Genomic DNA, 23973 nt, shown 5'->3' on the forward strand with positions numbered 1-23973 from the left:
ACCGCCCTGCTCAGGGCGCTTGAGGACCAGAGTGCCTGATGGCCATCAGCACCCGCGATTCTGATCAACGACCATCGCCGGACGCCCTTCTCGAGGCCGCCCGGCGAGAAGACCAGCACCGTGGCCGCCTGAAGATCTTCCTCGGCGCGGCCCCAGGGGTGGGCAAGACCTACGAGATGCTGCAGAGCGCTCATGCCCGCATCCGCGCCGGCACCGACGTCGTCGTCGGCATCGTCGAGACCCATGGCCGTCTGGAGACCCAGGCGCTGCTGGACGGCCTGGAGGTACTGCCCCGCCGCCAGATCGAGTACCGCGGACAGGTGCTGGAGGAGTTTGATCTCGATGGCCTGCTCGCCCGTCACCCGCAGCTCGCCATTGTCGACGAACTCGCCCATACCAACGCGCCGGGCAGCCGGCACCCGAAGCGCTATCTCGATGTCGAGGAACTGCTCGCCAACGGCATCGACGTCTATTCCGCCGTCAACATCCAGCACATCGAGAGTCTCAACGACGTCATCGCCCAGATCACCCGCGTGCGGGTGCGCGAGACGGTCCCCGACTCGGTGTTCGATCTCGCCGACGCGGTCGAGCTGATCGACCTCACGCCCGACGACCTGATCCAGCGCCTGAAGGAAGGCAAGGTCTACGTTCCCCGGCAAGCCGAGCGCGCCCTCGAACACTATTTCTCTCCGGGCAACCTCACCGCCTTGCGCGAGCTGGCGCTGCGCCGCACCGCCGAACGTGTCGACGAGCAGCTCCTCACCCATATGCAGGCCAACGCCATCCCCGGCCCGTGGGCCGCGGGCGAACGTATCCTGGTCTGCCTGAGCGAGGATCCACGCTCCGCGGGACTGATCCGCTACACCAAGCGCCTCGCTGATCGCCTGCACGCGCCATGGACCGCGATCTGCATCGAGACGCGCCGAACGCTGCAGCTTTCCCAAGCCGAGCGCGACCGCCTCGCCGACCTGATGCGCCTTGCCGAAACGCTCGGCGGCGAAGCCCTCACCATCCCGTCCGTCAGCCGGCGCATCGCCGACGACGTGCTGAGCTTCGCCCGTGCCAATAACGTCACACAGATCGTCGTCGGCAAGGCCAGCCGGTCGTGGTGGTTCGAGCTGATGCGCGGCTCGGTGGTGCACGAACTGGTGCGCAGCGCCGGCAACATCAGCGTGCATGTCATCGCCGGCGACAAGCTCGACGCCGATGCCACTCCTGCCCCCGGTGTCCGCACCGCCGACCGTTCGGAGCCGTTCAAGCCGTGGCCGTACGCCATGGCCCTTGTCATGGTCACGATCGCACTCGGCATCGGCCTGCTGATCCAGCCGCTGATGGGCATCGAGAACATCGACCTCGTGTTCCTCACCGCCGTGGTCGCAACCGCCGTGCGCTATGGCCTGCTGCCGTCGCTCGCAGCCAGCCTCGTCGCCTCGCTGTGCTACAATTTCTTCTTTCTGCCACCGGTTTACACCTTCACGATCACCGATCCGACCAACGTCGTCGCATTCTTCTTCTTCATGCTGATCGCGGTGCTGGTCTCGAACGTCGCCGCCCGCGTACGCAGTCAGGCCGATGCCGCGACCGATCGTGCGCGCACGACCGAATACCTCTATTCGTTCAGCCGCAAGCTCGCCGGAACCGCCGCGCTCGACGACGTGCTGTGGGCGACCGCATACCAGACCGCGCTGATGCTGAAGGTTCGCGTCGTGCTGCTGCTGCCGGAGAACGGCCTGCTCACCGTCCGCACCGGCTATCCGCCCGAAGACGAACTTGACCAGGCCGATCTCGCCGCCGCCAACTGGACCTGGAACCATGACCGCCCTGCCGGACGCGGTTCCGACACACTGCCGGGCGCCAAACGGCTGTTCCTGCCGATCCGGACCGGTCGCGGCCCGATCGGTGTCGTCGGCATCGACGACGACCGCACCGGCCCGATCCTCACGCCCGACCAGCGCCGCCTGCTCGATGCACTGATGGATCAGGCCGCGCTCGCGATCGAGCGCGTGCATCTCGTCGAGGACATCGACCGCGTCAAGCGCACGGTTGAAACCGACCGTCTGCGCTCGGCGCTGTTGACGTCGATTTCGCACGACCTCAAGACGCCGCTCGCGTCCGTGCTGGGATCGGCGAGCGCGCTGCGTGACTTCTCCGCAAAGCTCGGTGACGCCGAGAAGGCGGATCTGCTCGCCACCATCATCGACGAATCCGAGCGTCTCAACCGCTTCATCGCCAACCTCCTCGACATGACCAAGCTGGAGTCGGGAGCCGTGACGCCGAACTTCGCCCTGCACGATCTCGGCGACATCGTCGGCAGCGCGCTGCGCCGGGCGAGCAAGATTCTGACCCAGCATCGCGTCGAGCTGTCGTTGCAACACGACCTGCCGATGCTCGAACTCGACGCCGTTCTGTTCGAGCAGGTACTCTTCAACCTGCTCGACAACGCGGCCAAATATGCCCCCTCCGACAGCACCATCGAGCTGCGGAGCTGGCGCGAGATGGACAGCGTCTGCCTGCAGATTCTCGACCAGGGCGACGGCATTCCCGCCGACGATCTGCCCAGAATCTTCGACAAGTTCTACCGCGCCCAGAAGGGCGACCACGTCCGTGCCGGCACCGGTCTTGGCCTTGCCATTTCGCGCGGCTTCGTCGAAGCGATGCATGGGACGATCACCGCGGCGAACCGCACCGACCGACACGGCGCGGTGCTGACCATTCGCCTGCCGATCCCCAAGACTAGCCGAGCATTGGATACCGCCGCATGAGTGCCGCTCCGATCAAGATCCTCGTCGTCGACGACGAGCCGCCGATCCGCAAACTGCTGCGCATGGGTCTGAGCACACAGGGCTACGAGATTCTGGATGCGCCCAACGGCAAGACCGCACTGGAGCTGCTGGGCAAATCGCCGGACCTCGTCATCCTCGACCTCGGCCTGCCCGACATCCAAGGCCATGAGCTGCTGCGCATGATCCGTGCGCGCAACGACAGCATTCCCGTCGTCGTGCTTTCGAGCCGCGGCGACGAGGCCGGCAAGGTGCAAGCGCTCGATCTCGGCGCCGACGATTATGTCACCAAGCCGTTCGGCATGGACGAACTGCTGGCGCGCATCCGCGCCGCGCTGCGCCACCAGCTCCAGGTCCAGGGCGAGCGGCCGATCTTTCGCGCCGGCGACCTGTCGGTCGATCTCGTCCGGCGCATCGTCAAGGTCGGCGACCGCGAGGTGAAGCTGTCGCCGAAGGAATACGACCTGCTGCGCATCCTGGTGCAGCATGCCGGCAAGGTCCTGACTCACCGCTTCCTGCTCGGCGAGCTGTGGGACGACCTCACCGATGCGCAATACCTGCGTGTCTACATCCGGCAGTTGCGTCAGAAGATCGAGGGCGACGCGGAACAACCGCAGTACATCCTGACCGAAGCCGGTATCGGCTACCGGCTGCGGGCACCGGACTAGCTCAGCAGCCTCGAGCGGATCGCTGTATCATGAAGATTTCCGATTTTCTCGCGCCGGACGACACGCTGGTCGGCGTGCGCGCGACCAACAAGCGCCAGCTGCTGCAGGACCTGTCGAGGAAGGCCGCAGACGGCGTTCAGCTGTCCGCGGACACCATTCTCAGTGAGCTGCTCAAGCGCGAGGAACTGGGCTCGACGGGGGTTGGCGGCGGCGTCGCCATTCCCCACACCCGGCTCGGTGCGGTGACGCACCCGTTCGGTGTCCTGGCCCGCCTCAAGCAGCCGATCGAGTTCGACGCCATCGACCGCCAGGCGGTCGACCTCGTCTTTCTGCTGCTGCTGCCGGCTTCGGCCGAGAAAGAGCAGCTTGTCCCGCTTGCGCTGGTCGCGCGCAGGCTCAAGGCTGCCGATGTTCTGACGAAGATGCGTGGTGCCAAGGCCGCGGCGGATCTCTACGCCATCACGACGGGATGACCGGGCCGGCGCAACACGCCGCCGGCGTCAGTGGATGCCGACACCGAGCAGACGCTCGACCAGGACGCGGTCGTCCTGCAGTTCCTTCGCCGCACCCGTCCACGCCGCGCGGCCGCGTTCGATGACGATGACCGTGTCGGCGAAATCGAGCGCCCGCTCGATCTGCTGCTCGACCAGCACCACTGTCATGTCGCCGGAGGCCGCCAGTCGCGCGATCATCGCCATCAGCTCGTCGCAGATCACCGGCGCAAGGCCCTCCAGGGGTTCGTCCAGCAGCAGGATCGACGGTTGGCCGAGCAGCGTGCGGGCCATCGACAGCATTTGCTGCTCGCCGCCCGAAAGTTGCTGACCAAGATGACGGCGCCGTTCGCCGAGCCGGGGAAACATCTCATAGGCTTCGGCAAGTGCCGTGCGTGGTCGGCCCTTGAGGCCGGCGACGAGATTTTCCTCGACCGAGAGCGAGCGGAAGATATCGCGGGTCTGTGGCACGTAACCGATGCCGGAGCGCGCCCGCGCCGACGCACGACGATCGGCGAGATCTTGACCATCAACGCGGATCTGGCCGTGGTGACGGGTGGTCAGCCCCATCAGGGTTGCCAGCAGCGTGGTCTTGCCGACGCCGTTGCGCCCGAGGATGGCGAGGCGATGGCCCGCATCGATCGAGAACGAAAGATCGGAGACGATCTGCGTCGGGCCGTAGCCCGCGCTGAGATGCGCGACCTCAAGCCGTGCGGCGGTCATGGGCATAGCTCCCGAGATAGGCACGGCGCACGCCGTCATCGCTTGCGACCGCTTCCGGCGTGCCTTCGAAAATCAGTCGCCCGCCGGCGAGCACCAGCACGCGCTTGGCGAAACGGAACACGAGGTCCATGTCGTGCTCGATCATCAGCACGGCAATGTCGGCGGGCATGCGATCGATCGCCTCGAGGATGCGCGGCGCCTCGTCATGCGGCACGCCGGCCGCCGGCTCGTCCAGCAACAGGACCCTGGGATTGAGGGCGAGACCGATCGCCAGTTCCAGCAGACGCTGCTGCCCGTAGGCGAGCTGTGCCACCGGCAGATCAGCGAGCGCGCCGATGCCGAGCATATCGAGCAGGCCCTGGCATTCGTCCCGCACGTCACGGGCATGCGCCGCCACGGAGAACACGCGGCGTGTCATGCCGCGGCGCTGCATGATCGCCAGCATGACGTTGTCCGCCGCTGTCAGCGTGACGAACAGCCGCGTGATCTGGAACGTCCTGACCAACCCGCGCCGCACGCGCTGCGCCATCGGCAGCTTGCTGACGTCCTCACCACAGAACACGACACGACCGCCAGATGGCGCCAGCTCGCCGGACATCACGTTGACCAGCGTGGTCTTGCCGGCCCCGTTGGGACCGATCAGCGCGACGCGGTCGCCGCTGCGGAGCGTGAACGACACGTCGCGATTGACATGCAGCCCGCCGAACGAGCGCGCCACCTGATGGAGTTCGAGAAGATCGCTCACGCCTGCTCTCCCCGGCTGCGCAGCCTCGACCAGGCGACGGCGACGCCGTGCACCAGCCCCTTCGGCGCGAACACCACGATCAGCACCAGCAGCAGCCCGACCAGCGTCATCCAGTGGAACGGATTGGTCGCAGAGACGATGTGCTCGAAGATCTGGAAGATCACCGCACCGACCAGCGCGCCCCACAGATGTCCGGCGCCGCCGAGCACCAGCATCACCAACGTCTCGGCCGAACGCTCAAAACCGACGCTGTCCAGGCCGACCACGCCGGTGGTGATGGCCATCAGCGCGCCGCCGATGCCGGCGACGGCTCCGGACACGCCGTACATCGCGACGAGACGCGGATAGACCGAGACCCCGAGCGCCCGGGCCCGCAAATCGTCGTCACGGATACCGCGGCACAGCAGGCCGAATGGTGAACGCACGAACCGCAGCAGCACCGTCAGCACCACCGCGAGCACGACGACAGAGAACACATAGGCGGTGCGGCTATACATATCGAACGAGAACAAGCCGAGCACTGGCGCGGGCGAGATTCCCGACAGGCCATCACTGCCGCCAGTCCATGCGGAAAGCTTGTTGCACAGCGCGGCAATGAGCTGGCCGAAGGCGATCGACAGTACGAGCTGCGGCAGGCCGCGAAAGCGCGTGATCAGCGCGCCCGACACCAGACCGGTAAAGGTGCCGGACACGAGGCCGATGACGAGCAGCACGATCGGATTGGTGATGCCGGCGAGGCAGGCGTTGCCGACGACGTAGGCACTGACCCCGAACAGCGCTGCCTGACCGAGGGTCGCGACACCGCAATAGCCGGTGACGAGATCCAGCGACAGCACCAGCAAGGTGAGGCTGATCAGCCGGGTCAGGAAGGCCAGATCATCGGGGAACAGCAGATAGCCGATCAAACCGAGCACGGCCACGACGCCAAGGCCGGCGAGTTCGACCGGGAAAGAGCGCGTCGCGAGCGACATCTGGTCGGAGGGCGTCCGCATCTCAGTGCGCCCGTCCGAACAGGCCATGCGGGAACAGGAACACGATCACGATCACCGCCAGATAGAAGAAGAATTCGCCGAATTCGGGCGCGAGATACTTGCCGGTGGTGTCGGCGAGCCCGAGCAGCAGCGACGCCGATAGCGCCCCGACGATCGAGCCGGCACCGCCGACGGAGACCACCACCAGGAACGTCACCATGTAGCGCAGCGCATAAAACGGCTCGATCGGCAGCAGCTCCGCCCCCACGACGCCGCCGAACGCGCCGAGACCGACGGCCAGCGCGAAGGTCGCCGCGTAGATTACTTCGGTGCGGATGCCGAGCGCCTCGGCCATGTCGCCATTGTCGACCGCCGCCCGCAACCGCACGCCGAAGTCTGTGCGCTCCAGCAGCAGCCACAACGCCAGCGCCGTCAGACCGCCACAAGCGATGACGAAGACACGATGCGTCGGAATCATCCGGAAGCCGATATCCATCGGGCCGCTCAGCAGCGACGGCAGCGGAATGGCCTTGGACGTCGGGCCCAGCACGAAATTGGCGACGCCGATGATGATGAAGGTGATGCCGATGGTCAGCAGCAACTGGCTTAGCGCGTCGGACTTGCGATAGATGCGGCGATAGAGCAGCACCTCGAACGGGATCGAGATCAGGATGGTGCCGACGACCGCGATCACGATCGCGACGGCATAGTTCACGCCGAGGGTGCGCAATGCATAGGATGCCAGATAGCCCCCGATCATCGCAAACGCGCCATGGGCAAGGTTCACCACCCGCATCAGGCCCATCATGATCGACAGACCGATCGAGATCGTGAACAGCACCATGCCGTAGGAAACGGCGTCGAGGCCGATGCTCAGTATCGTGCGCAAGGGGTCATCCTGTCGTGCCGGCGGGCTCCGCGTCCCCGCCGTTATAGACGACAAAGGCCACCGCCCGACAGCAGCCTTCGGCGAAACGGCCACGCGGGCCGATCGCCGGATGAACAGGCGCCGGGCTGGAGGTCATCGTCGAAGGTCTCGCAAGGTTGGGACAGATGTCGAGGGCGAGGAGCGGAAGCTGCACGGCCCGGCGCCATGCAGCTCCCGTGCCATCGTCTTAGTTCGAGCTCATCGCCCAGTCGGGCTGGTCCTTGAAGGTCTCGATTTCCTTGTTGATCAGCTTGCCGCCTTCCTTGGTCACTTCGCGCAGATAGACGTTCTGGCGGATGTGGCGGGTGGCCGGATCGATCGACACCGGGCCGCGGGGGCTGACCCAGCTCATGCCCTTGACGGCTGCGATCGCCTTCTCCGGATCACGCTGGCCACCGGTGGCCTCGATCATCTTGTAGATCAGGCGGGCGCCGTCATATGCGGCGACTGAGGTCATGGTCACTTCATCGAGCTTGCCGCCACCTTTGACGAGCTGGTCGAGAAACGCCTTGTTCTCCGCCGACGGATGCGACACCGCATAGTGATAGCTCGACAGGATGCCGATGCCGTTATCACCGATGTTCGGCAGATCCGGCTCGGTGACGACATCGCCGGTCGACATCAGCTTGACGCCCGATGCCTTGAGGCCGTTATCGATGTACGCCTTGACGAAGCCGAGGGTCGGCGGCCCCGCCGGCAGGAAGGTGAAGATGGTGTCGGCGCCGGAATCCTTGATCCGCTGCATGATCGGACCGAAGTCCGTGGTGTTCAGCGGCATGCGGATCGCTTCGGCCACCGCGCCGCCCTCACCTTCGAAGGTCTTGCGGAACGCGGTCTCCGCATCGATGCCCGGGCCATAGTCGCTGACCGCGATGGCCACCTTCTTGGAGCCGTTCTTCTTGGCGACCTTGGCCGCCGGCACCGTGTTCTGCCACATGGTGAACGAGGTGCGAACGATGTAAGGGCTCTTTTCGACGATCATCGAGGTGGCGGCGTTCATCACCACCAGCGGCACCTTGGCCTCCTCCAGCAGCGGCGCCACTGCGAGCGCGTCCGGCGTGAAGTAGAGGCCGGCGAGATACTGCACCTTCTCTTTGACCAGCAGTTCCTGGGCCAGCGCCTTGGACTTCGCCGGATTGGGCGATTCCTCATCGCGGTAGACGAACTCGATTTGGTGCTCGCCGACCTTGTTGCCGTTCTGGGCGACCCAGGCGTCGATGCCCATCTTGAAGTTCTGGCCGAACAGCGCATAGGGACCGGACATCGTACCGATCACGCCGACCTTGATGACATCAGCCGATGCGGCCGTCGTGGTGAGGCCGAGGATGGCCAGGATGGAGCCCAGTCTTGCGGTCTTCTTCATTGCGTTCAGTCCCCTCTAGACGACGTTAGCCTCAGAACATCTCGAAATATTCGCGCTGCTCCCATTCGGTGACTTCGGCCTGGAAGCGCTCGATTTCCGCGTTCTTGATATAGACGTAGTAATCGACGAAGTCCGCCCCCATCGCCTCGCGGAAGAACGGATCTTCCTGCAAGGCGAACACCGCCTCGCGCAACGACTTGGGTAGCAGGCTTGCCTTGGTCTCGTAGGGCGTATCAGCCGACGGGCCGGGATCGAGCGAGCGATCGACGCCGTCGAGGCCGGCGAGAATCTGCGACGCCATATACAGGTAGGGGTTGGCCGCCGGCTCGCCGATACGGTTCTCGAGCCGCGTCGCCGGATCGTTCGGGCCGCCGAGCACGCGGATCATGACGCCACGATTGTCACGGCCCCAGATGGCCCGGTCAGGGGCCAGCGAATAGGAGCGATAGCGCTTGTAGCCGTTGATGGTCGGCGTCGAGAACACGGCGGATGCCCGCGCGTGCTCGAGCAGGCCGGCCATGTAGGCGTTGCCGAGCGGCGACAGCGGACCGTTCTCCGTCGGCATGAAGGCATTATCGCCGCTCGCACGCGACACCAGCGACTGATGCAGATGCCAGCCCGACGACATCACGTTGGGGATGCGCGGCCGACACATGAAGGTGGCGTGATAGCCGTGACGGCGGCAGATCTGTTTCACGGCACTGCGGAACAGCACCATGATGTCCGCGGGCGCGAGGCCGACGGTCGGCTGGAACACGAACTCGCACTGGCTCGGGCCGTACTCGACCTCCATCGAGCGCAGCGGCAGACCGAGCGCGATGATATCGCGACGGATCAGCTCAAGCACCGGCTCGATCTGGTCGTAGCGCTGCTCGGTGAGATACTGGTAGCCCTGCGACAGCAGGCTGACCGCCGGCGGCTCACCCGGAAAGCCCGGCGAACCGGCATCGCGCGGCGACAGGCGCGGATCCTCAATCTTGAAGACATGGAATTCGACCTCGAGGCCGGCCATGAAATCGTAGCCGCGCTGCGTCAGGCGATCGAGCACCTTGCGATAGAGCCCGCGCGTCGCGAACGGCACGGGCCGGCCGTCGGCGAAATACAGATCGCACAGCACCCAGCCGGTGGTCGGCGCCCATGGCAGTACACGGAATGTCGAGGGATCGGCGACCATCAGCACGTCGGCCGCGCCCTGCATCTCCTGCATGCCGAAACCGCCACCGGCGGTGAACACCGGGAACACCGTGCGGTGCGAGGTATCCTTCGCCAGCATCGTGGTGGTGATCGAGCAGCCGCCTTCGAGCGAGGACAGCGCCTCGCTCGCGATCAGCGTTTTGCCGCGCAGCAGGCCGTGCTGGTCGGGAAACGACAGACGGATACTGTCGAGCTTGTGCTCCTCGGCGATCCGGCGCATGCGGATCGCGGCTTCCTTCTGCTCATCGGACCACAGGTCGTGCCGTGCGACGAAGCTCAACGGTTTCCTCCCTGACATCGCCTGACCCGGACTATTCTGCGGCCGTGATCAGATGCGGCACCTTGTCCGCGATGTCGGTCGGCACCGGCGCGGTCCATGGCGCACCGCGCCGCCGCTTGACGTCGACTTCCATCCAGTAGGTCTCCCAGCCGCGGGTCGGGCCGATACCGTCCATGGTCGCCGGGCCCTGGATGCTGCGGGCATGCGGCGCATCGAGATGCAGCAGCGGCTTGCCGCCGGCCACCGCCTTCTCGATCTCCTGCCGCAGCAGGCGGCGATACTGGATGATCGCCTTGTCCGACTGGCCGAGGTGCTCGCGGGTGCGATCCTGGATCGGCCCCATCGATTCGACGGCCCACTGGTCGTGCACGTTGATATCCAGCCCCATGCCAGTGTAGGTCGACGTCTCCTGCTCGTGCGGATCGAAACCGTAGTCGTTGGTCTTGTTCCGCCGCGAGATGTAGTCCGGCAGCTCGTACAGCTCCAGCCTTTGATCGCGCATCTTCTGCTTGTCCACCGGCTTGGTGTAGCTGGTGAAGATCGCATACCAATAACAGTGGGTGTCGTCGACCGGCACGTGCCACTGGGTGATCGTCATCTCCGTGCTCATCGGAATGACAAAGCCGTGCGGGAACAGCTGGTTGGTGACGCGCACATGGGTGCGCTCCGCGTCGATTTCACGCAGCGCGACGAGACGCAGGCCGTATTCGGTGCGCTCGACGTTGATGATCGGGCGATCGTACTCGCGCAGGATACGCGTCATCGGCAGGTCGCTGTCGGCGGACGCACCGCGAAATTGCTTGCCATAGGACGCAGCGGTGTCCTCATCCTCGAAGAAGCGATGCAGGAACGAGGCATGCGCCGGGTCGATGCCGACCTCGAGCGCCTGCAGCCAGTTGCATTCCATCAGGCCCTTGAACGCGAAGGTGTAGGCGTCGGGGGCGACAAAGCAGTCGAGCTCCGCGAACGCCGGCGGCTCGCCCTCACCGAGATAGGCCCAGAGGATGCCGCTCTTCTCGACCACCGGATAGGCGCGCTGCTTGATGTTCTTGCACAGCGGTGAGTCGGCCGGCTCGGCCGGGGTCTCCAGGCAGTTGCCATCGACGTCGAACAGCCAGCCATGGAAGGCGCAGCGCAGTCCACCACCCTCGAGACGACCAAACGCAAGGTCCGCACCGCGGTGCGGACAGTCGCGATCCATCATGCCGTAGCGGCCGGCCTCGTCGCGAAAGAGCACGAAGTTCTCGCCGAGAAGCCGCACGGCCTTGATCGGACGCTCGCCCTGCAATTCGTCGACCAGCGCCGCGGGCTGCCAGTACATCCGCATCAGCTTGCCGGCAGGGTCCTTCGGACCCACGCGGGTGATCAGATCGTTCTGTTCCTGGCTCATCATGGCTGGCGCCTCCCGTACGGCCTCGATCGACCGCGCTCTGAGAAAACACGATGTTCGTCTAACGAACTTTTGTCCGATAATAGCTACTCGGCTTGAGAACGCAAGCCCCTTAGAACCGCTCAAAAGATCAGCGCTATCCGCACAAACATTGTGCGACGCGGTCGTTTTCGCGGCGAAGACTCACCCTAATACGCCAGCTTGATCTGTTCTTAGAATGAACATACGTTCGATCATCGAACTTGACCGGAGAGGCAGATGCCGCAGATCCGCTACGTGCAGCCGTCTGGCGCGGCCGAAATCATCGACGTCCCTGCCGGGACCAGCGTGATGCTGGCGGCGATCCGCAATGGCGTGCGCGGCATCGAGGCTGAATGCGGCGGCTGTCTCGACTGCGCGACGTGCCATGTCTATCTCGATGAACCGACCATGGCGGCGCTGCCGCCGCCGAGCGACCAGGAAGAAGCCCTGCTCGCGGCCGTCGCCGCCGAACGGCGGCCAACCAGCCGGCTCGGCTGCCAGGTGATCGCGCCGGCGGGCGACGTGACACTCACGGTGCATGTGCCGGAGCGCCAGCTGTGAGCGGCCTTGTCATCATCGGCGCGTCCTATGCCGGCGTGCAGGCCGCCCTCACCGCGCGCGACGAAGGCTACAGCGCGCCGATCCGCATCGTCGCCGACGAGACCGCGCTGCCCTATCAGCGGCCGCCGCTGTCGAAGGCGTTCCTGCTCGGCACCGCATCCGAGGACAGCCTGGTGCTGCGCGACGACAAGTTCTTCCGCGACCGCGGCATCGATCTCGTGCTCGGGGTCGCCGTCGCCGCGATCGACCGCGAGGCCCGCACGGTCGGGCTCGCCAATAGCGACCGTATGCCCTTCGACAAGCTCGTCATCGCCACAGGCTCGCGGGCGCGGCGGCTCGACGTGCCCGGCGCCAACCTGCCCGGCGTGCTCACCCTGCGGACGCTCGCGGACGCGCATCATCTCAAGGCCGAGCTCGGCGCCCTGTCGCGCCTCGTCGTCATCGGCGGCGGCTTTATCGGCCTCGAGGTCGCAGCCTCCGCAAGCAAACTCGGCAAGACGGTCGCCGTCATCGAGACGGCGCCGCGGTTGCTTGGCCGTGCGGTGTCGCCGGCGGTGTCGCAGGCGCTGCTCGATCTCCATCGCAGCCATGGTGTCGACATCCGTCTCGACGACAGCGTGACAGCCATCGAGCGTTCGGCGAGCGGCTCGCTCACGGTGATCTGCACCAGCGGCGCCCGCCTCGAAGGCGACCGCGTGCTGGTCGGCGTCGGCGGGGTGCCGAACGCCGAACTCGCGGCCATGGCAGGCCTGCCCTGCGGCAACGGCATCATCGTCGACGACCACGGCCGCACCGCCGATCCCGATATCTTCGCCGCCGGCGACTGCAGCGACCACCACAACGCCTTCATCGGCCGGCGCATCCGGCTCGAATCGGTGCAGCACGCCCAGGACCAGGGCAAGACGGTGGGCGCAGCGATCGCCGGCCGGCCCGCGCCCTATATGAGCGTGCCCCGGTTCTGGTCCGACCAGTACGACGCCAAGCTGCAGATCGTCGGCCTGTCCGAAGGCGCGGATCTCCAAGTGATTCGCGGCCGGCCTGCCGATGGCGCGTTCTCGGTGTTCGCCTATCGCGGCCCCCGTCTCGTCGCGGTCGACAGCATCAACCGTCCCGGCGAGCAACTGCTCGCCCGCCGCCTGCTCGCGGCCGCGGTCTCTCCGACGCCAACCCAGGTCGCCGATCCCGCCTTCGACCTCAAGGCGCTGCTGGCGGGACCGGCCGCAGAGCGTGCACGGCCATGAAAAATATGCTCCCGTCCAACGGGGAGGCGAATCTCCGCCCCGGCACGGACAGGCGAGCAATGCCCAGAGTGAAGCGGACAGCCGCGGAAGAGGACGCACGGCGCGAAGGCCCCGAGTTCATCGAGAGCCTCGACCGTGGCCTGCGCGTGCTGCAGCTGTTCGGCGCCGACCATCGGCCGATGACCCTGAGCGACATCGCCAAGGCCGCCAATCTCCCGCGCGCCACGGCCCGCCGTGTGCTGATCACCCTCGAACGCGGCGGCTTCGTCGCCGGCGACGGCAAGCTGTTCTCGCTGACCCCGAAGGTGCTCGCGCTGGCGTCGGCCTACCTGTCCTCGAGCCAGACGGTCGCGGTGATGCAGCCGATGATCGACCGCGTCGCGTCCGAAACCAAGGAAGTGTGCTCGCTCGCGATCCTCGACGGCGACGAGGCGATCTTCATTGCACGCGCCAGCCCGGCGCGCGTGTTCTCCGCCGGCATCGACATCGGCTATCGGTTGCCGTCGTTCTGCACGTCGGTCGGCCGGGCCCTGCTGGGACGGTTCAGCAACGAGGAACTCGCCGCCGCCATCGCGCGCATGCCGCTGAAGGCGCAGACGCCGTTCACCGTCGTCGACAAGGACGTGCTGCTCGCCACCATCATCACCGACCGCAGCAAGGGCTATTCGCTGGTCGACCAGGAGGCCGAGGATGGCTTCCGCTCCATCGCCGTGCCGGTGCACCGCTACGACGGCCTGATCGTGGCCGCGATCAATGTCGGTGCCCATGTCGACCGCATCTCGACCGGCGAGATGATCGACCGCTTCCTGCCGCCGCTGAAGAGCGCCGCGGCCGCAGCCCAGCCGCTGCTGTTCTGAGCGCGGAGCAGCTTGGGCGTCTGGCCTTCCGGATATCGCTGCGCTCATCGGGGGGGCTACGGCGCAGCGACCGCGCACATGCTCCCCTTCCGCATCATGCGTGCGCGAACACGATGTGCCCACGAAGGATCGCCACGGCCAAGGTGATCCGTGTATCCATCGTCCTTCCAGTCGCATAGGCCGCCGCAAGCTGGATCACCGGGTCTCGGCGCTGACGCGCCGGCCCGGTGATGACGCAGAAGATGGAGCCTCACCTGTGAAGCGGTCGTCATAGGTGCGCCGCCATTCCACCCCAGCGTCATGCGTGGGCTTGACCCGCGCATCCAGCTTCCTTGGCCCGGGCAACACGTTCTGCAAGCTGGATCACCAGGTCTCGGCGCCGACGCATTGGCCCGGTGATGACGCTGAAGATGGAGCCCCACCTGTGAAGCGGCGTCATAGGCGCGCCGCCATTCCACCCCAGCGTCATGCGCGGGCTTGACCCGCGCATCCAGCTTCCTTGGCCGGACAACACGTTCTGCAAGCTGGATCACCGGGGCTCGGCGCTGACGCGCCGGCCCGGTGATGACCGAGAAGATGGAGCCTCACCTGTGAAGCGATCGTCATAGGTGCGCCGCCATTCCACCCCAGCGTCATGCGCGGGCTTGACCCGCGCATCCAGCTTCCTTCGCCCGGACAACACGTTCTGCAAGCTGGAGCACCAGGTCTCGGCGCTGGCGCGTCGGCCCGGTGATGAAGCAGAGAGAGACGGCAGCGCCCAAGACTCCCGCATGGACCGGGCTGCGCCCGCTCGTGTCTCTCCCGCACCGCACCGTTGCGCCCGCATGGGGGCATTCGCAAAGCGCGCGTGTGTTTCGCAAGCGGATCAGGCTCCATGAGCGTCATGGACCATCACGCCACCACCATGCCGCCCGTCAGCGGGCTCAGCCGCACCGTCATGATCGCGCTCGCGGTGCTGGCGCTGTGCTTCGTGCTCTCGGTGGTCGGGCGCGGGCTCGGCGAAAGCTTCACCGTCTTCCTGCTGCCGATCTCCGACAGCTTCGGCTGGGACCGCGGCCAGGTGATCTCGATCTACTCGCTGGCCGCGTTGACCGGCGGCCTCGTCGCCCCGTTCGTCGGCCGGCTGTTCGACCGCTCCGGCCCGCGCGCGACCTACGCGCTCGGCCTCGTCGCGCTCGGTGGCGCGTTCCTCGTTGCCGCCTATGCCGAGCGTCTCTGGCAGTTCCAGCTCAGCCTCGGCCTGTGCGTCGGTCTCGGCATCGCCAGCATCGGCAACGTGCCGAACTCGATCCTGCTCGGCCGCTGGTTCGGCAAGGGCCTGCCGACGGCGATGTCGGTGGTCTATTCCGCCACCGGTGCGGGCGTGCTGGTGATGCTGCCGCTGTCGCAACTGCTGATCGATCACATCGGCTGGCGCGGCGCCTACCGCGCCTATGGCATCGCCATGCTGGTCCTGCTGGTGCCGCTGCTGCTGCTGCCGTGGCGACGGCTGGCCGTCGGCTCTCCCGAAGTGGTGCGGCCGGCCGCAAACACAGCCCATGACGACGATCACTGGACGCTGCCGAACGCGATGCGCCACCACGCATTCTGGGCGCTGTTCGCCACATTCTTCTTTACCGCTATCGGCATGTTCGCGATTTCGGCGCAGGTCGTCGCCTATCTCATCGACGCCGGCTTTCCGCCGCTGACCGCGGCCACCGCCTGGGGCTTTTCCGGCGTAGTGCTGCTATTCGGCATGCTGTCGATCACCTGGCTCGACGGTGTCATCGGCCGCCGCCGCTCGGTGCTGTTCAGCTACGCCCTGTCGATCGTCGGCATCGCCATGCTGTGGCTGCTCAAGAGCTATCCGAGCTACGCCCTGCTCACCGGCTTCGTCATCTGTTTCGGCAGCATGATCGGCTCGCGCGGCCCGCTGATCACCGCAACCGCGATGAAGATTTTTCGTGGCCGGCGCGTCGGCACCATCTACGGCACCATCTCGATCGGCAGTGGCCTCGGCTCCGCCATGGGCTCGTGGTGCGGCGGCCTGATTCATGACTTCACCGGCAGCTACGACGCGCTGCTCGCCTTCGCCCTCGTCGCCGTGATCCTCGGCATGCTGCCGTTCCTGGTGGTGCCGGCGCTGCGGTGAGTGAGGCGGCGCTGCGTCATGGCCGGACTTGATCCGGCCATTCAGCTTGTTTCGCCCACAACGTAACCCCTGAAGCTGGATCACCGGGTCTCGGCGCTACGCGCCGGCCCGGTGATGACGCAGAGAAAACGGATACGCCGTGGTCTCATGGTACGACGGCGCCTGCGCGCCTCCTCACCATGAGGGTCCAGCACGAACGCCCCCCGGACACGAAGTTGTGAAATCCCCCGCCCCGGGGGGCACCCGACGACTTTTTCGCCCCCGCGAGACAAATCCGGGAATAACCCGCTCTGCCCCCGAGTCTCCCTTTCCGAGCAGCGCCCGATGCCTGCCCGCAAGGAGACCGTCATGGCCAAGACACCGCTTATCGACCCTGAACACCCCATCGACCGCCGCCATGCCCTCGAATGCATGGTCTGGGCCGGCACCGGCGTGCTGTGGACCCTGAGCGGCGGCGTGCCGCGCTCGATCGGCCTGATCGGCGAGGCCCGCGCGGCCGAACCAGTGAAGGGCTTCACCTTCCTGCAGATGAGCGACAGCCACATCGGCTTCGACAAGGCCGCCAATCCCGACGCGCTGGCCACGTTGCGCGAGGCAGTGGCGAAGGTGAAGGCGATGCAGACCAAGCCGTCCTTCATCATCCACACCGGCGACATCACCCACCTGTCGAAGCCGGCCGAGTTCGACAATGCCGACAAGGTGTTCGGCGAGACCGGCGTGCAGATCCACTATGTGCCGGGCGAACACGACATCATCGACGAGGATCGCGGCAAGGCCTACCTCGACCGCTACGGCAAGGGCAGCAAGGGCGCCGGCTGGTACTCCTTCGACGACCATGGCGTGCACTTCATCGGCCTCGTCAACGTCGTCGACCTCAAGGGCGGCGGCCTCGGCAATCTCGGCGAAGAGCAGCTTGCGTGGCTCGAGGCCGACCTCAAGGACCGCTCGAACAGCACCCCGATCGTGGTGTTCGCCCACATTCCGCTGCAGGTGATCTACGAGCAGTGGGGCTGGGGCACCTCGGACGGCACCCGCGCGCTGACCATGCTCAAGCGCTTCGGCTCGGTGACCATCCTCAACGGTCACATTCACCAGCTGGCGCAGAAGGTGGAAGGCAGCATGACCTTCCACACCGCAATGTCGACCGCGTTCCCGCAGCCCGCGCCGGGCACGGCGCCGTCGCCCGGCCCGATGGTGGTGCCCGCAGAACGGCTGCGCTCGATGCTGGGGCTGTCGAGCGTCACCGTCGCGCAGGGCGACAAGCCGCTTGCCTTCGTCGACAGGACGCTGGCGGGCTGATGGAGATGACGATGCGTACCCTCCTTGCCCGGCTTGCCGGCCACCGCCTCCTCCTCGCCACGCTGTCGGGCCCGGTCGTCGGCATGGCGCTGGCCCTCTCGCTGGTCGCGGTGCCGCGCGCCCACAGCGCGGCGCCGGCCAACGTCACCATCGACAACTTCACGTTCGGACCTCAGGAAATTGATGTTGCCGTCGGCACCACGGTTACCTGGCTGAACCACGACGACATCCCGCATTCGGTGGTGGCGGGCGGCAAGGCTTTCCGCTCGAAGGCGCTCGACACCGACGAATCCTTCGCGTTCACGTTCACGACCCCTGGCACTTTCGATTATTTCTGCGGACTGCATCCGCACATGGTCGGAAAGGTCGTGGTCAAGCCGTGAACGTCGGGACGGCCCCCCGGCAACGTCCCGAAGCCGTCGGCACGGTGGGCCTCCAGCCGCCGTGCCGACGGTCAGAAATCGTGTTAAGGTCCGCGCGCGCTTCGGATCGTTCCCCAACGCCTGCGGATACCGTCTTGACGGACAAGAGTGACCGTGAGCTTTTCGATGAGGTTTTTCTGCCCCATCTGGCGGAAGCCTACCGGCTGGCGCGCTGGCTGACCAGCAGTGCCGCCGACGCGGAAGACGTGGTGCAGGATGCGGCGCTGCGCGCGTTCCGCGGCATTCGCGGCTTTGGCGCGGTGAACGCGCGGGCGTGGTCGCTGACCATCGTGCGCAACACCGCCTACAGCTGGCTGCTGAAGAACAAGTCGCGCCATGTCGTGTTCACCGAGGACCTGAGCGAGCCGGAACGGCAGCAGCTCGAACAGGAAGGCCCTTACACTGCGCACAACGACACTCCGGAGGATGTCGTGCTGCACAAGGCCGAGGCCGGCGAAGTGCAGCGTGCGCTCGACAGGCTGCCGGCGCCGTATCGCGAGATCATCGTGCTGCGCGAGCTGCACCAGTTGAACTACCGCGACATCGCCGAGGTGACGGGCATTCCGATCGGCACAGTGATGTCGCGCCTGTCACGGGCCCGCAAGCAACTGATGGACGAACTGAGAGACAACGCACCATGACCGACGACGACCGCGATCACGAGGAGCTGCAGTTGCAGGCCTACTGCGACGGCGAGCTCGATCCGGCGTCGGCGGCCGACGTCGAGCGGCGCCTCGCCACAGATGCGTCGCTGCGTGCGCGGCGCGACCGCATCATGGCGCTGCGCGGCGTGCTGCGTTCGCTGCCGCAGGACACGCCTCCGCCCAGCCTGCTCGCCGGCATCGAGAGCAGGCTTGCGTCCGCGGACAGAAAGCCGGCGGCGCGCAGCTGGTCATGGCGTGCGCTCGCCGCGTCCGCCGTCGCCGGCGCCGTCCTCACCGGCGCTGCGACCATGTCTCTCAATCAATACGCCGCACGCGACGACGTCGCCCGCCAGCTCGTCTCCGGTCATATTCGCGCCCTGCTGGCGCCGCAGCCGTTCGATGTCGCGTCTTCCGACCGCCACACCGTGAAGCCGTGGTTCACCACCCGCATCCCGGAATCGCCGCTGGTGGTCGACCTCAGCGCGCAGGGCTTCGTGCTCGCGGGCGGGCGGGTCGACGTGCTCGGCCGCACGCCGGTCGCCACCATCGTCTATCGCCATGCCGCCCATGTCGTCAGCCTGACCGCGCTGCCGGCGGGCCGCAGCGTTCCCGGCGACAGCGTCGCCGGCTACAATGTGCTGAGCTGGAGCGATCCGACCTTCACCTATGTCGCGGTCTCGGACCTGCCGCACGAGGATCTGCTGGCGTTCAAGCAGGCGTTCGCCGCCGGTGCGACCACGCTGCGCTGAGCGCGGCAGGCCGGCATCACGACACCGGCGCCGCCACAGGCGCCGGCCAAGGCAACAGCACCACCGACATCGCCACGGCTCCGATCACCCCGTCGGTGTCGTGGATCGTCCCCTGCCCGGCACCGATGCCGGCCTGTGGCTGCCACCACGCCTGCGGGCGCACGCCGATCCATTCGCCGACTGGCGGACGGAGCAGGTGGACACTGAGGTTCGGATTCGGATCGAGCGCGACGTTGTGCAGCGGCCGGCCGATACCATGACACCAGTCCGCCGGGCCGAGCACCCGCGCGAGCACGCCTGCACCGGCGATCACGTCGTCCTTGAGGCGGAACCAGAAGACGTCGTTGCCGTGGCGCGCTTCCATCGCCTGCCAGAACCACGGGCCGTCATGGGCCGCGGAAACATAGCGCTCGGGGTAGCGCGCGGGATCGATCGCGGTCACCGGCGGCGGCGCGAAGCCGGGCACCGCGACGGCGCGCTCGCGCGCCAGCGTCACCCGCACCACGGCGCAGGGATCGTCGCGGCCGATCGCCCACAGCGTGTTGTCGATCACACTGACACGGCCGCCAGCGGTCACGACATGGGCCTGCGTGCGCAGCGGCGCGAGCGGCGTCGGCCGCAGGAAATGCGCCGTCATGCCGACCGCCGTGCCCCATTGCCGTTCCACCGCGAGCGCCTCGACCTCGGCCGTCAGCAGCCCGGCCACCGCACCACCTTGCAGCCCGGTGAAGGGACCTGCCGCGAGCGGCCCCGGCAGCCAGTGGTTGGGTTCATCGAGCGGCGTGAAGATCGGCATGGGTCGGTGTTCCGGAAACGTTGCGGGATCGCGCCGACACTGGCCGATCCGTTCGCCGCCGACAAAAGAGATCTCGTCACCCCGGGTGAATGGATTTCATCGATGAAGAGCAGCGCAAGGATCGATGCAGCCACGATGGCTGGCAACGATGCGTTGCCCTCGCAGGATGAGGCACCAACCACTCGCACTCTGTTATTGCCGGGCTTGACCCGGCAATCCAGCTCCTCACGATGCGACGCATATCCAGTGAAGCTGGATCACCGCGTCACGACGCTTCGCGTCGGCCCGGTGATGACGCGGAGAAGAACGGCAACGTCGCAATACCTTCCACGTCATGACGCGCCCACCACACCCGCTCCGTCATTGCCGGGCTTGACCCGGCAATCCAGCTCCTCACGATGCGACGCATATCCAGTGAAGCTGGATCACCAGATCACGACGCTTCGCGTCGGCCCGGTGATGACGCTGCGTGAGCGGAAATACTCTGGCACACGCAAGGTCGTCGCCGACCCCGGCCTCATCCGCGTGGTCATTCCGGACGCCGCACAGCGGCGATCCGGAATCGCGATGATTCGGCAGGAGGAGCGATCGAGATTCCGGGTTCGTCGCTGCGCGACGCCCCGGAATGGCAATGCCAGCGACGCCTTTACCGCGCGGCTTCGAAGCCCGCGAGCGTCGCGGTGAGGTTCGGGCCGAGAGCATCGGAGAGATAGCCGCCCTCCTGCACCAGCACGGTCGGCAGGCCGAGACGGGCGATGGCGGCGCCGATGCGGTGGAAGCCGTCTGTGGTGACCGCAAGGCCCGCAAGCGGATCTTGCACCGAGGCGTCGAGGCCGAGCGCGACCACCAGCGCGCCCGGCGCGAAGGCGCGGATGGTCTTCTCCGCTTCGGCGAACGCCACGAGGTAGTCGTCGTCGCCGGTGCCGCGCGGCAACGGGATGTTGTGGTTGGCGCCGAGGCCGGCGCCCGCGCCGCGCTCGTGCGCATGCCCCCACACGAACGGATAGAAGAAGGCGGGATCGGCGTGGATCGATACGGTGAGCACGTCGGGGCGTTCGTAGAAGATCCCCTGCGTGCCGTTGCCGTGATGGACGTCGACGTCGAGGATCGCGACCCGCGCATGGCGCTGCCGCAGATGGGCCGCGGCGATGGCGCTGTTGTTGAGGAAACAGAAGCCGCCGGCGACGTCGCGAAACGCGTGATGGCCCGGCGGGCGGCACAGCGCGTACGTGGCGTCCTCGCCGTCGAGCACCATTTGCGCCGCCGTGGTCGCGACATCGCTCGACGCACAGGCACCGGCCCAGGTTCCGGGTCCGATCGGGCACGCGGTATCGGCGGTGTGCCAGCCGAGGCGGCCGACGATATGCGTCGGATACGTCGCGCCATGGCGGACGGGGTGAATGTTGGCGATCATCTCCGGGCCGGCATCGCCGAGCGCCACCCAGGCGTCCCAGGCTTCGGCCAGAAAGCGAAGATATTCCGCGCTATGGATTTGCGCCCGCGGGCCCTCACCGAATGTCGTCGGCGGCACCAGCGTATGACGGCCAGCCTTCAACCCGGCCAGCAGGCGATCGGCGCGCTCCGGCTGCTCGGTGGTGCGGGTGACGACGCCGCGCACCAGAAAGAACTGCGGATCGTGGCGGCGATGCTGCTCGGAATAGACGGCTTTCACGCGTGGACTCCTTCGGCTGGTCGTTTCTCTATAGCGCAATGGGCAGCACTGCGTCAGCCGCGCACGATTGCGTCGCTGCACCACGCCGGTAAAATGGGCATCGATCGATCCTCCGTGAGCCGGACGCCGCCCGCAATGACCAGGAAGCCGCCCCTCGTGCCGGAGCCGCCGCTGCGGGACATTCCGCCGCTGCCGGCGCTGCAGGCGTTCGAACGCGCCGCGGCACGGCTGAGCTTTCGTCTCGCCGCCCGCGATCTTGCCCTCAGTCCGTCGGCGATCAGCCACCAGATCCGCGGTCTCGAGGAGCGCTTCGGCACAAAGCTGTTCGTGCGCGAGCCGCGCGCGATCCGTCTGACGCCGGCCGGCGAACGCTACCTCGCGCAGGTCTCGGCGGCGCTCGCGACGCTGGCCGATGCCGGCCGCGAACTGGCGCAGAGCAAGCCCGCCGGCGGCAACGAACTCTGGGTGAGCTCGCTGCCGTTCTTTACCAGCACCGTGCTGATGCCGGCCCTGCCGGCGTTCGCGCGCCGCCATCCCGAGTTGACGCTGCGCATCGAGGCGACCCACCAGTATGCCGACTTCGACGGCTCCCATGTCGATGTCGCCGTGCGCTATGGCCGCGCCTACGCCAGCGGCTTGCGGCTCGAGCCCCTGATCGGCGTCAGCGGCCTGCCGGTGTGCGCGCCGGCCGTCGCCGCCGGCTTGCGCACCCCCGCCGATCTCACAGGCGAAGTGCTGCTGCATCTGATCACCCGACCGCAGGAATGGCAGACCTGGCTCGCGGACGTCGGCCTCGGCGATCTGTCGCCGCGTGGCCATCTCTGGCTCGACAGCATGCCCGCGATCCTCGACGCCGCCGAACGCGGCCTCGGCGTCGCTCTGGCGATGGCGCCGCTGATCCGCCGCCGCGACGGCTTCGGCAGCCGGCTCATGGCCCCCTTCGACATCGCCACGCCCGAGAGCGGCCGCTTCTACCTGGTGTCCCGCCCCGAACAAGCCCGCGACCGCCGCATCAATGCGTTGCGGCGCTGGATCACCGACGCCGCGCGCGGACCGCAATGAGACCGATGCCGCAGAGCGAGCGGCCCGCGCCACGAGACGGACACGGATGATCGCCCTGCCTGTCGCAATCACTTCACGCGCCGCATCAGGGGCGAGCGACGGCTGTGCTCTTGGTCATCGGCAGCGAACAGTTTCTGCACGCCTTGTCGTCGCACATCCGGCAGATGGTGAAACGATCCATCTCGGACGTGTCCTGCCTTGCGAGCAGTTCGTGGATCCGCATTCCCGGTTGTTTGGTTTCGTCGGGCGACATCACATCCAGCAGCAACGCCACCGCTGAAATCTGCGACTCCATCAGTTCGTTGCCGGTCGCGGCGCCGGTCGCCGTCAGGTACAGGGCGATCTCGCGCGCCAGGCGCGTGGGCTGACAATATCGAAAGTGCCGGAACTCGGCGCCAGTCGTGACGGCCAGCCGCAACCGCATCGCAGAGATATCGGCGACGCCGGGATGGCCCAAGGGGCCATTCCGGCCGCCATTCGCACTCGCACTCTATGCCACAGCGGCAGCGCCATCGGATTCGAGATGATATCCCTTCGACGTGATCAGCCACTGGCCGTCGATGCAGTGCCAGGTCAGATAGTCCACGTAGGTCATCGTGTTCATCCTGAGGCGTACCTTCACGAACGCCAGGGTGGCCGACGCAAAGTCCATCAGCAGAATGTCGTCCGCGCGCGGCGCATTCACTGACTTCGCGGACTGGCGCTTGTCGAGAATGTCCCGGTAGATCGCGGCGGGCCACACCACCATCTGCCCGTCCCGAAAGCCGTGCAACTGAGCCGTGGACCGGAAGACCTGATCGAAGCGCGAGGTATCGCAGTCGTACATGAGGTCGAAGTACGTCTGCACCGCCTGGGTCAGGGCCGCAGCACAGGGATGCGCTGCCGTGGCGGCGGCCTCGTTGCCCTGCCGGGACAGTGGCGTCGGTTCGCGGGTAATGGCGGTCATCGAAAACTCCCTGGTCGATCCCGGCAGCGAAATGGCGGC

General features: G+C 66.7%; 24 protein-coding genes. 13 read left to right on the forward strand and 11 right to left on the reverse strand.

What is annotated here, in order from left to right; all coding sequences use genetic code 11:
• The first annotated feature begins 38 nt into the window (after positions 1 to 38).
• The 3 genes from JQ639_RS06800 to JQ639_RS06810 are packed head-to-tail and all read left to right on the forward strand — an operon-like array spanning position 39 to position 3921.
• The gene (locus tag JQ639_RS06800) at positions 39 to 2762 is read left to right on the forward strand and encodes a DUF4118 domain-containing protein (RefSeq protein ID WP_211965160.1); all 2724 of its coding nucleotides are present in this window, start codon (positions 39 to 41) and stop codon (positions 2760 to 2762) included.
• Positions 2759 to 3448, forward strand: coding sequence for a response regulator transcription factor (locus JQ639_RS06805; protein WP_211965181.1), 690 nt, complete (start codon positions 2759 to 2761; stop codon positions 3446 to 3448). The genes JQ639_RS06800 and JQ639_RS06805 overlap by 4 nt, the downstream gene beginning before the upstream one ends.
• 29 nt (positions 3449 to 3477) lie before the next feature.
• Entirely contained in the window at positions 3478 to 3921 is a 444-nt protein-coding gene (locus tag JQ639_RS06810) for a PTS sugar transporter subunit IIA (protein WP_211965184.1), read from the forward strand.
• 27 nt (positions 3922 to 3948) lie between these two features.
• Here the strand turns inward: JQ639_RS06810 and JQ639_RS06815 are convergent, their stop codons facing one another.
• From JQ639_RS06815 to JQ639_RS06845, 7 genes are all read right to left on the reverse strand, one after another.
• Positions 3949 to 4662: an ABC transporter ATP-binding protein gene (locus JQ639_RS06815; protein WP_211965191.1), complete on the reverse strand. Its 714-nt coding sequence runs from the start codon at positions 4660 to 4662 to the stop codon at positions 3949 to 3951.
• Entirely contained in the window at positions 4643 to 5407 is a 765-nt protein-coding gene (locus JQ639_RS06820) for an ABC transporter ATP-binding protein (protein ID WP_211965193.1), read from the reverse strand. Before JQ639_RS06820 ends, JQ639_RS06815 begins: the two co-directional genes overlap by 20 nt.
• Complete coding sequence (locus JQ639_RS06825) at positions 5404 to 6378, reverse strand: branched-chain amino acid ABC transporter permease (protein ID WP_249123071.1); 975 nt, start codon at positions 6376 to 6378, stop codon at positions 5404 to 5406. Before JQ639_RS06825 ends, JQ639_RS06820 begins: the two co-directional genes overlap by 4 nt.
• Before the next feature lie 22 nt (positions 6379 to 6400).
• Entirely contained in the window at positions 6401 to 7267 is an 867-nt protein-coding gene (locus JQ639_RS06830; protein WP_211965196.1) for a branched-chain amino acid ABC transporter permease, read from the reverse strand.
• Between the two features lie 226 nt (positions 7268 to 7493).
• Positions 7494 to 8669, reverse strand: coding sequence for an ABC transporter substrate-binding protein (locus JQ639_RS06835; RefSeq protein WP_211965198.1), 1176 nt, complete (start codon positions 8667 to 8669; stop codon positions 7494 to 7496).
• Positions 8670 to 8700: 31 nt separating this feature from the next.
• Entirely contained in the window at positions 8701 to 10143 is a 1443-nt protein-coding gene (locus tag JQ639_RS06840; RefSeq protein WP_211965201.1) for a glutamine synthetase family protein, read from the reverse strand.
• A gap of 31 nt (positions 10144 to 10174) precedes the next feature.
• Positions 10175 to 11536, reverse strand: coding sequence for an aromatic ring-hydroxylating dioxygenase subunit alpha (locus JQ639_RS06845; RefSeq protein WP_211965203.1), 1362 nt, complete (start codon positions 11534 to 11536; stop codon positions 10175 to 10177).
• A 255-nt stretch (positions 11537 to 11791) separates the two neighbouring features.
• Here JQ639_RS06845 and JQ639_RS06850 point away from each other — a divergent pair, with 255 nt between their 5' ends.
• The 8 genes from JQ639_RS06850 (at position 11792) to JQ639_RS06885 (ending at position 19458) form a co-directional block, all read left to right on the forward strand.
• A complete protein-coding gene (locus JQ639_RS06850; protein ID WP_211965205.1) occupies positions 11792 to 12115 on the forward strand; it encodes a 2Fe-2S iron-sulfur cluster-binding protein in 324 nt (107 codons plus the stop codon).
• A complete protein-coding gene (locus JQ639_RS06855; RefSeq protein ID WP_211965207.1) occupies positions 12112 to 13356 on the forward strand; it encodes an NAD(P)/FAD-dependent oxidoreductase in 1245 nt (414 codons plus the stop codon). The genes JQ639_RS06850 and JQ639_RS06855 overlap by 4 nt, the downstream gene beginning before the upstream one ends.
• A 59-nt stretch (positions 13357 to 13415) precedes the next feature.
• Positions 13416 to 14213 carry an IclR family transcriptional regulator domain-containing protein gene (locus tag JQ639_RS06860; RefSeq protein WP_211965209.1) on the forward strand — a complete coding sequence of 266 codons (798 nt, stop codon included), beginning with the start codon at positions 13416 to 13418 and terminating at the stop codon, positions 14211 to 14213.
• Between the two features lie 883 nt (positions 14214 to 15096).
• Positions 15097 to 16344 carry an MFS transporter gene (locus JQ639_RS06865; RefSeq protein WP_371745062.1) on the forward strand — a complete coding sequence of 416 codons (1248 nt, stop codon included), beginning with the start codon at positions 15097 to 15099 and terminating at the stop codon, positions 16342 to 16344.
• A gap of 348 nt (positions 16345 to 16692) precedes the next feature.
• The gene (locus tag JQ639_RS06870) at positions 16693 to 17643 is read left to right on the forward strand and encodes a metallophosphoesterase family protein (protein ID WP_211965218.1); all 951 of its coding nucleotides are present in this window, start codon (positions 16693 to 16695) and stop codon (positions 17641 to 17643) included.
• An 83-nt stretch (positions 17644 to 17726) separates the two neighbouring features.
• A complete protein-coding gene (locus tag JQ639_RS06875; RefSeq protein ID WP_211966501.1) occupies positions 17727 to 18026 on the forward strand; it encodes a cupredoxin domain-containing protein in 300 nt (99 codons plus the stop codon).
• Between the two features lie 134 nt (positions 18027 to 18160).
• Positions 18161 to 18706: a sigma-70 family RNA polymerase sigma factor gene (locus JQ639_RS06880; protein ID WP_211965220.1), complete on the forward strand. Its 546-nt coding sequence runs from the start codon at positions 18161 to 18163 to the stop codon at positions 18704 to 18706.
• Positions 18703 to 19458, forward strand: coding sequence for an anti-sigma factor family protein (locus JQ639_RS06885; RefSeq protein WP_211965222.1), 756 nt, complete (start codon positions 18703 to 18705; stop codon positions 19456 to 19458). The genes JQ639_RS06880 and JQ639_RS06885 overlap by 4 nt, the downstream gene beginning before the upstream one ends.
• 16 nt (positions 19459 to 19474) lie before the next feature.
• Here JQ639_RS06885 and JQ639_RS06890 read toward each other — a convergent pair whose 3' ends face one another.
• Positions 19475 to 20254: an acyl-CoA thioesterase domain-containing protein gene (locus JQ639_RS06890; RefSeq protein ID WP_211965224.1), complete on the reverse strand. Its 780-nt coding sequence runs from the start codon at positions 20252 to 20254 to the stop codon at positions 19475 to 19477.
• Between the two features lie 6 nt (positions 20255 to 20260).
• Here JQ639_RS06890 and JQ639_RS06895 point away from each other — a divergent pair, with 6 nt between their 5' ends.
• Positions 20261 to 20938 carry a hypothetical protein gene (locus JQ639_RS06895; RefSeq protein ID WP_211965226.1) on the forward strand — a complete coding sequence of 226 codons (678 nt, stop codon included), beginning with the start codon at positions 20261 to 20263 and terminating at the stop codon, positions 20936 to 20938.
• Here JQ639_RS06895 and JQ639_RS06900 read toward each other — a convergent pair.
• Positions 20901 to 21926: a histone deacetylase family protein gene (locus tag JQ639_RS06900; RefSeq protein WP_211965228.1), complete on the reverse strand. Its 1026-nt coding sequence runs from the start codon at positions 21924 to 21926 to the stop codon at positions 20901 to 20903. The two genes, JQ639_RS06895 and JQ639_RS06900, sit on opposite strands and share 38 nt — an antisense overlap.
• A gap of 135 nt (positions 21927 to 22061) precedes the next feature.
• On the opposite strand from JQ639_RS06900, the gene JQ639_RS06905 reads away from it, so the two are divergent.
• Entirely contained in the window at positions 22062 to 22988 is a 927-nt protein-coding gene (locus tag JQ639_RS06905) for a LysR substrate-binding domain-containing protein (RefSeq protein ID WP_211965230.1), read from the forward strand.
• Positions 22989 to 23073: 85 nt separating this feature from the next.
• Here the strand turns inward: JQ639_RS06905 and JQ639_RS06910 are convergent, their stop codons facing one another.
• Both JQ639_RS06910 and JQ639_RS06915 read right to left on the reverse strand, forming a co-directional pair.
• Complete coding sequence (locus JQ639_RS06910; RefSeq protein WP_249122995.1) at positions 23074 to 23445, reverse strand: hypothetical protein; 372 nt, start codon at positions 23443 to 23445, stop codon at positions 23074 to 23076.
• A gap of 33 nt (positions 23446 to 23478) precedes the next feature.
• Positions 23479 to 23934 (reverse strand): nuclear transport factor 2 family protein, encoded by a 456-nt coding sequence (locus JQ639_RS06915; protein ID WP_211965239.1) that lies wholly within the window; start codon positions 23932 to 23934, stop codon positions 23479 to 23481.
• Positions 23935 to 23973 lie beyond the last annotated feature (39 nt).

This window comes from Bradyrhizobium sp. U87765 SZCCT0048, assembly GCF_018131225.1.
GTDB lineage: Bacteria > Pseudomonadota > Alphaproteobacteria > Rhizobiales > Xanthobacteraceae > Bradyrhizobium_A.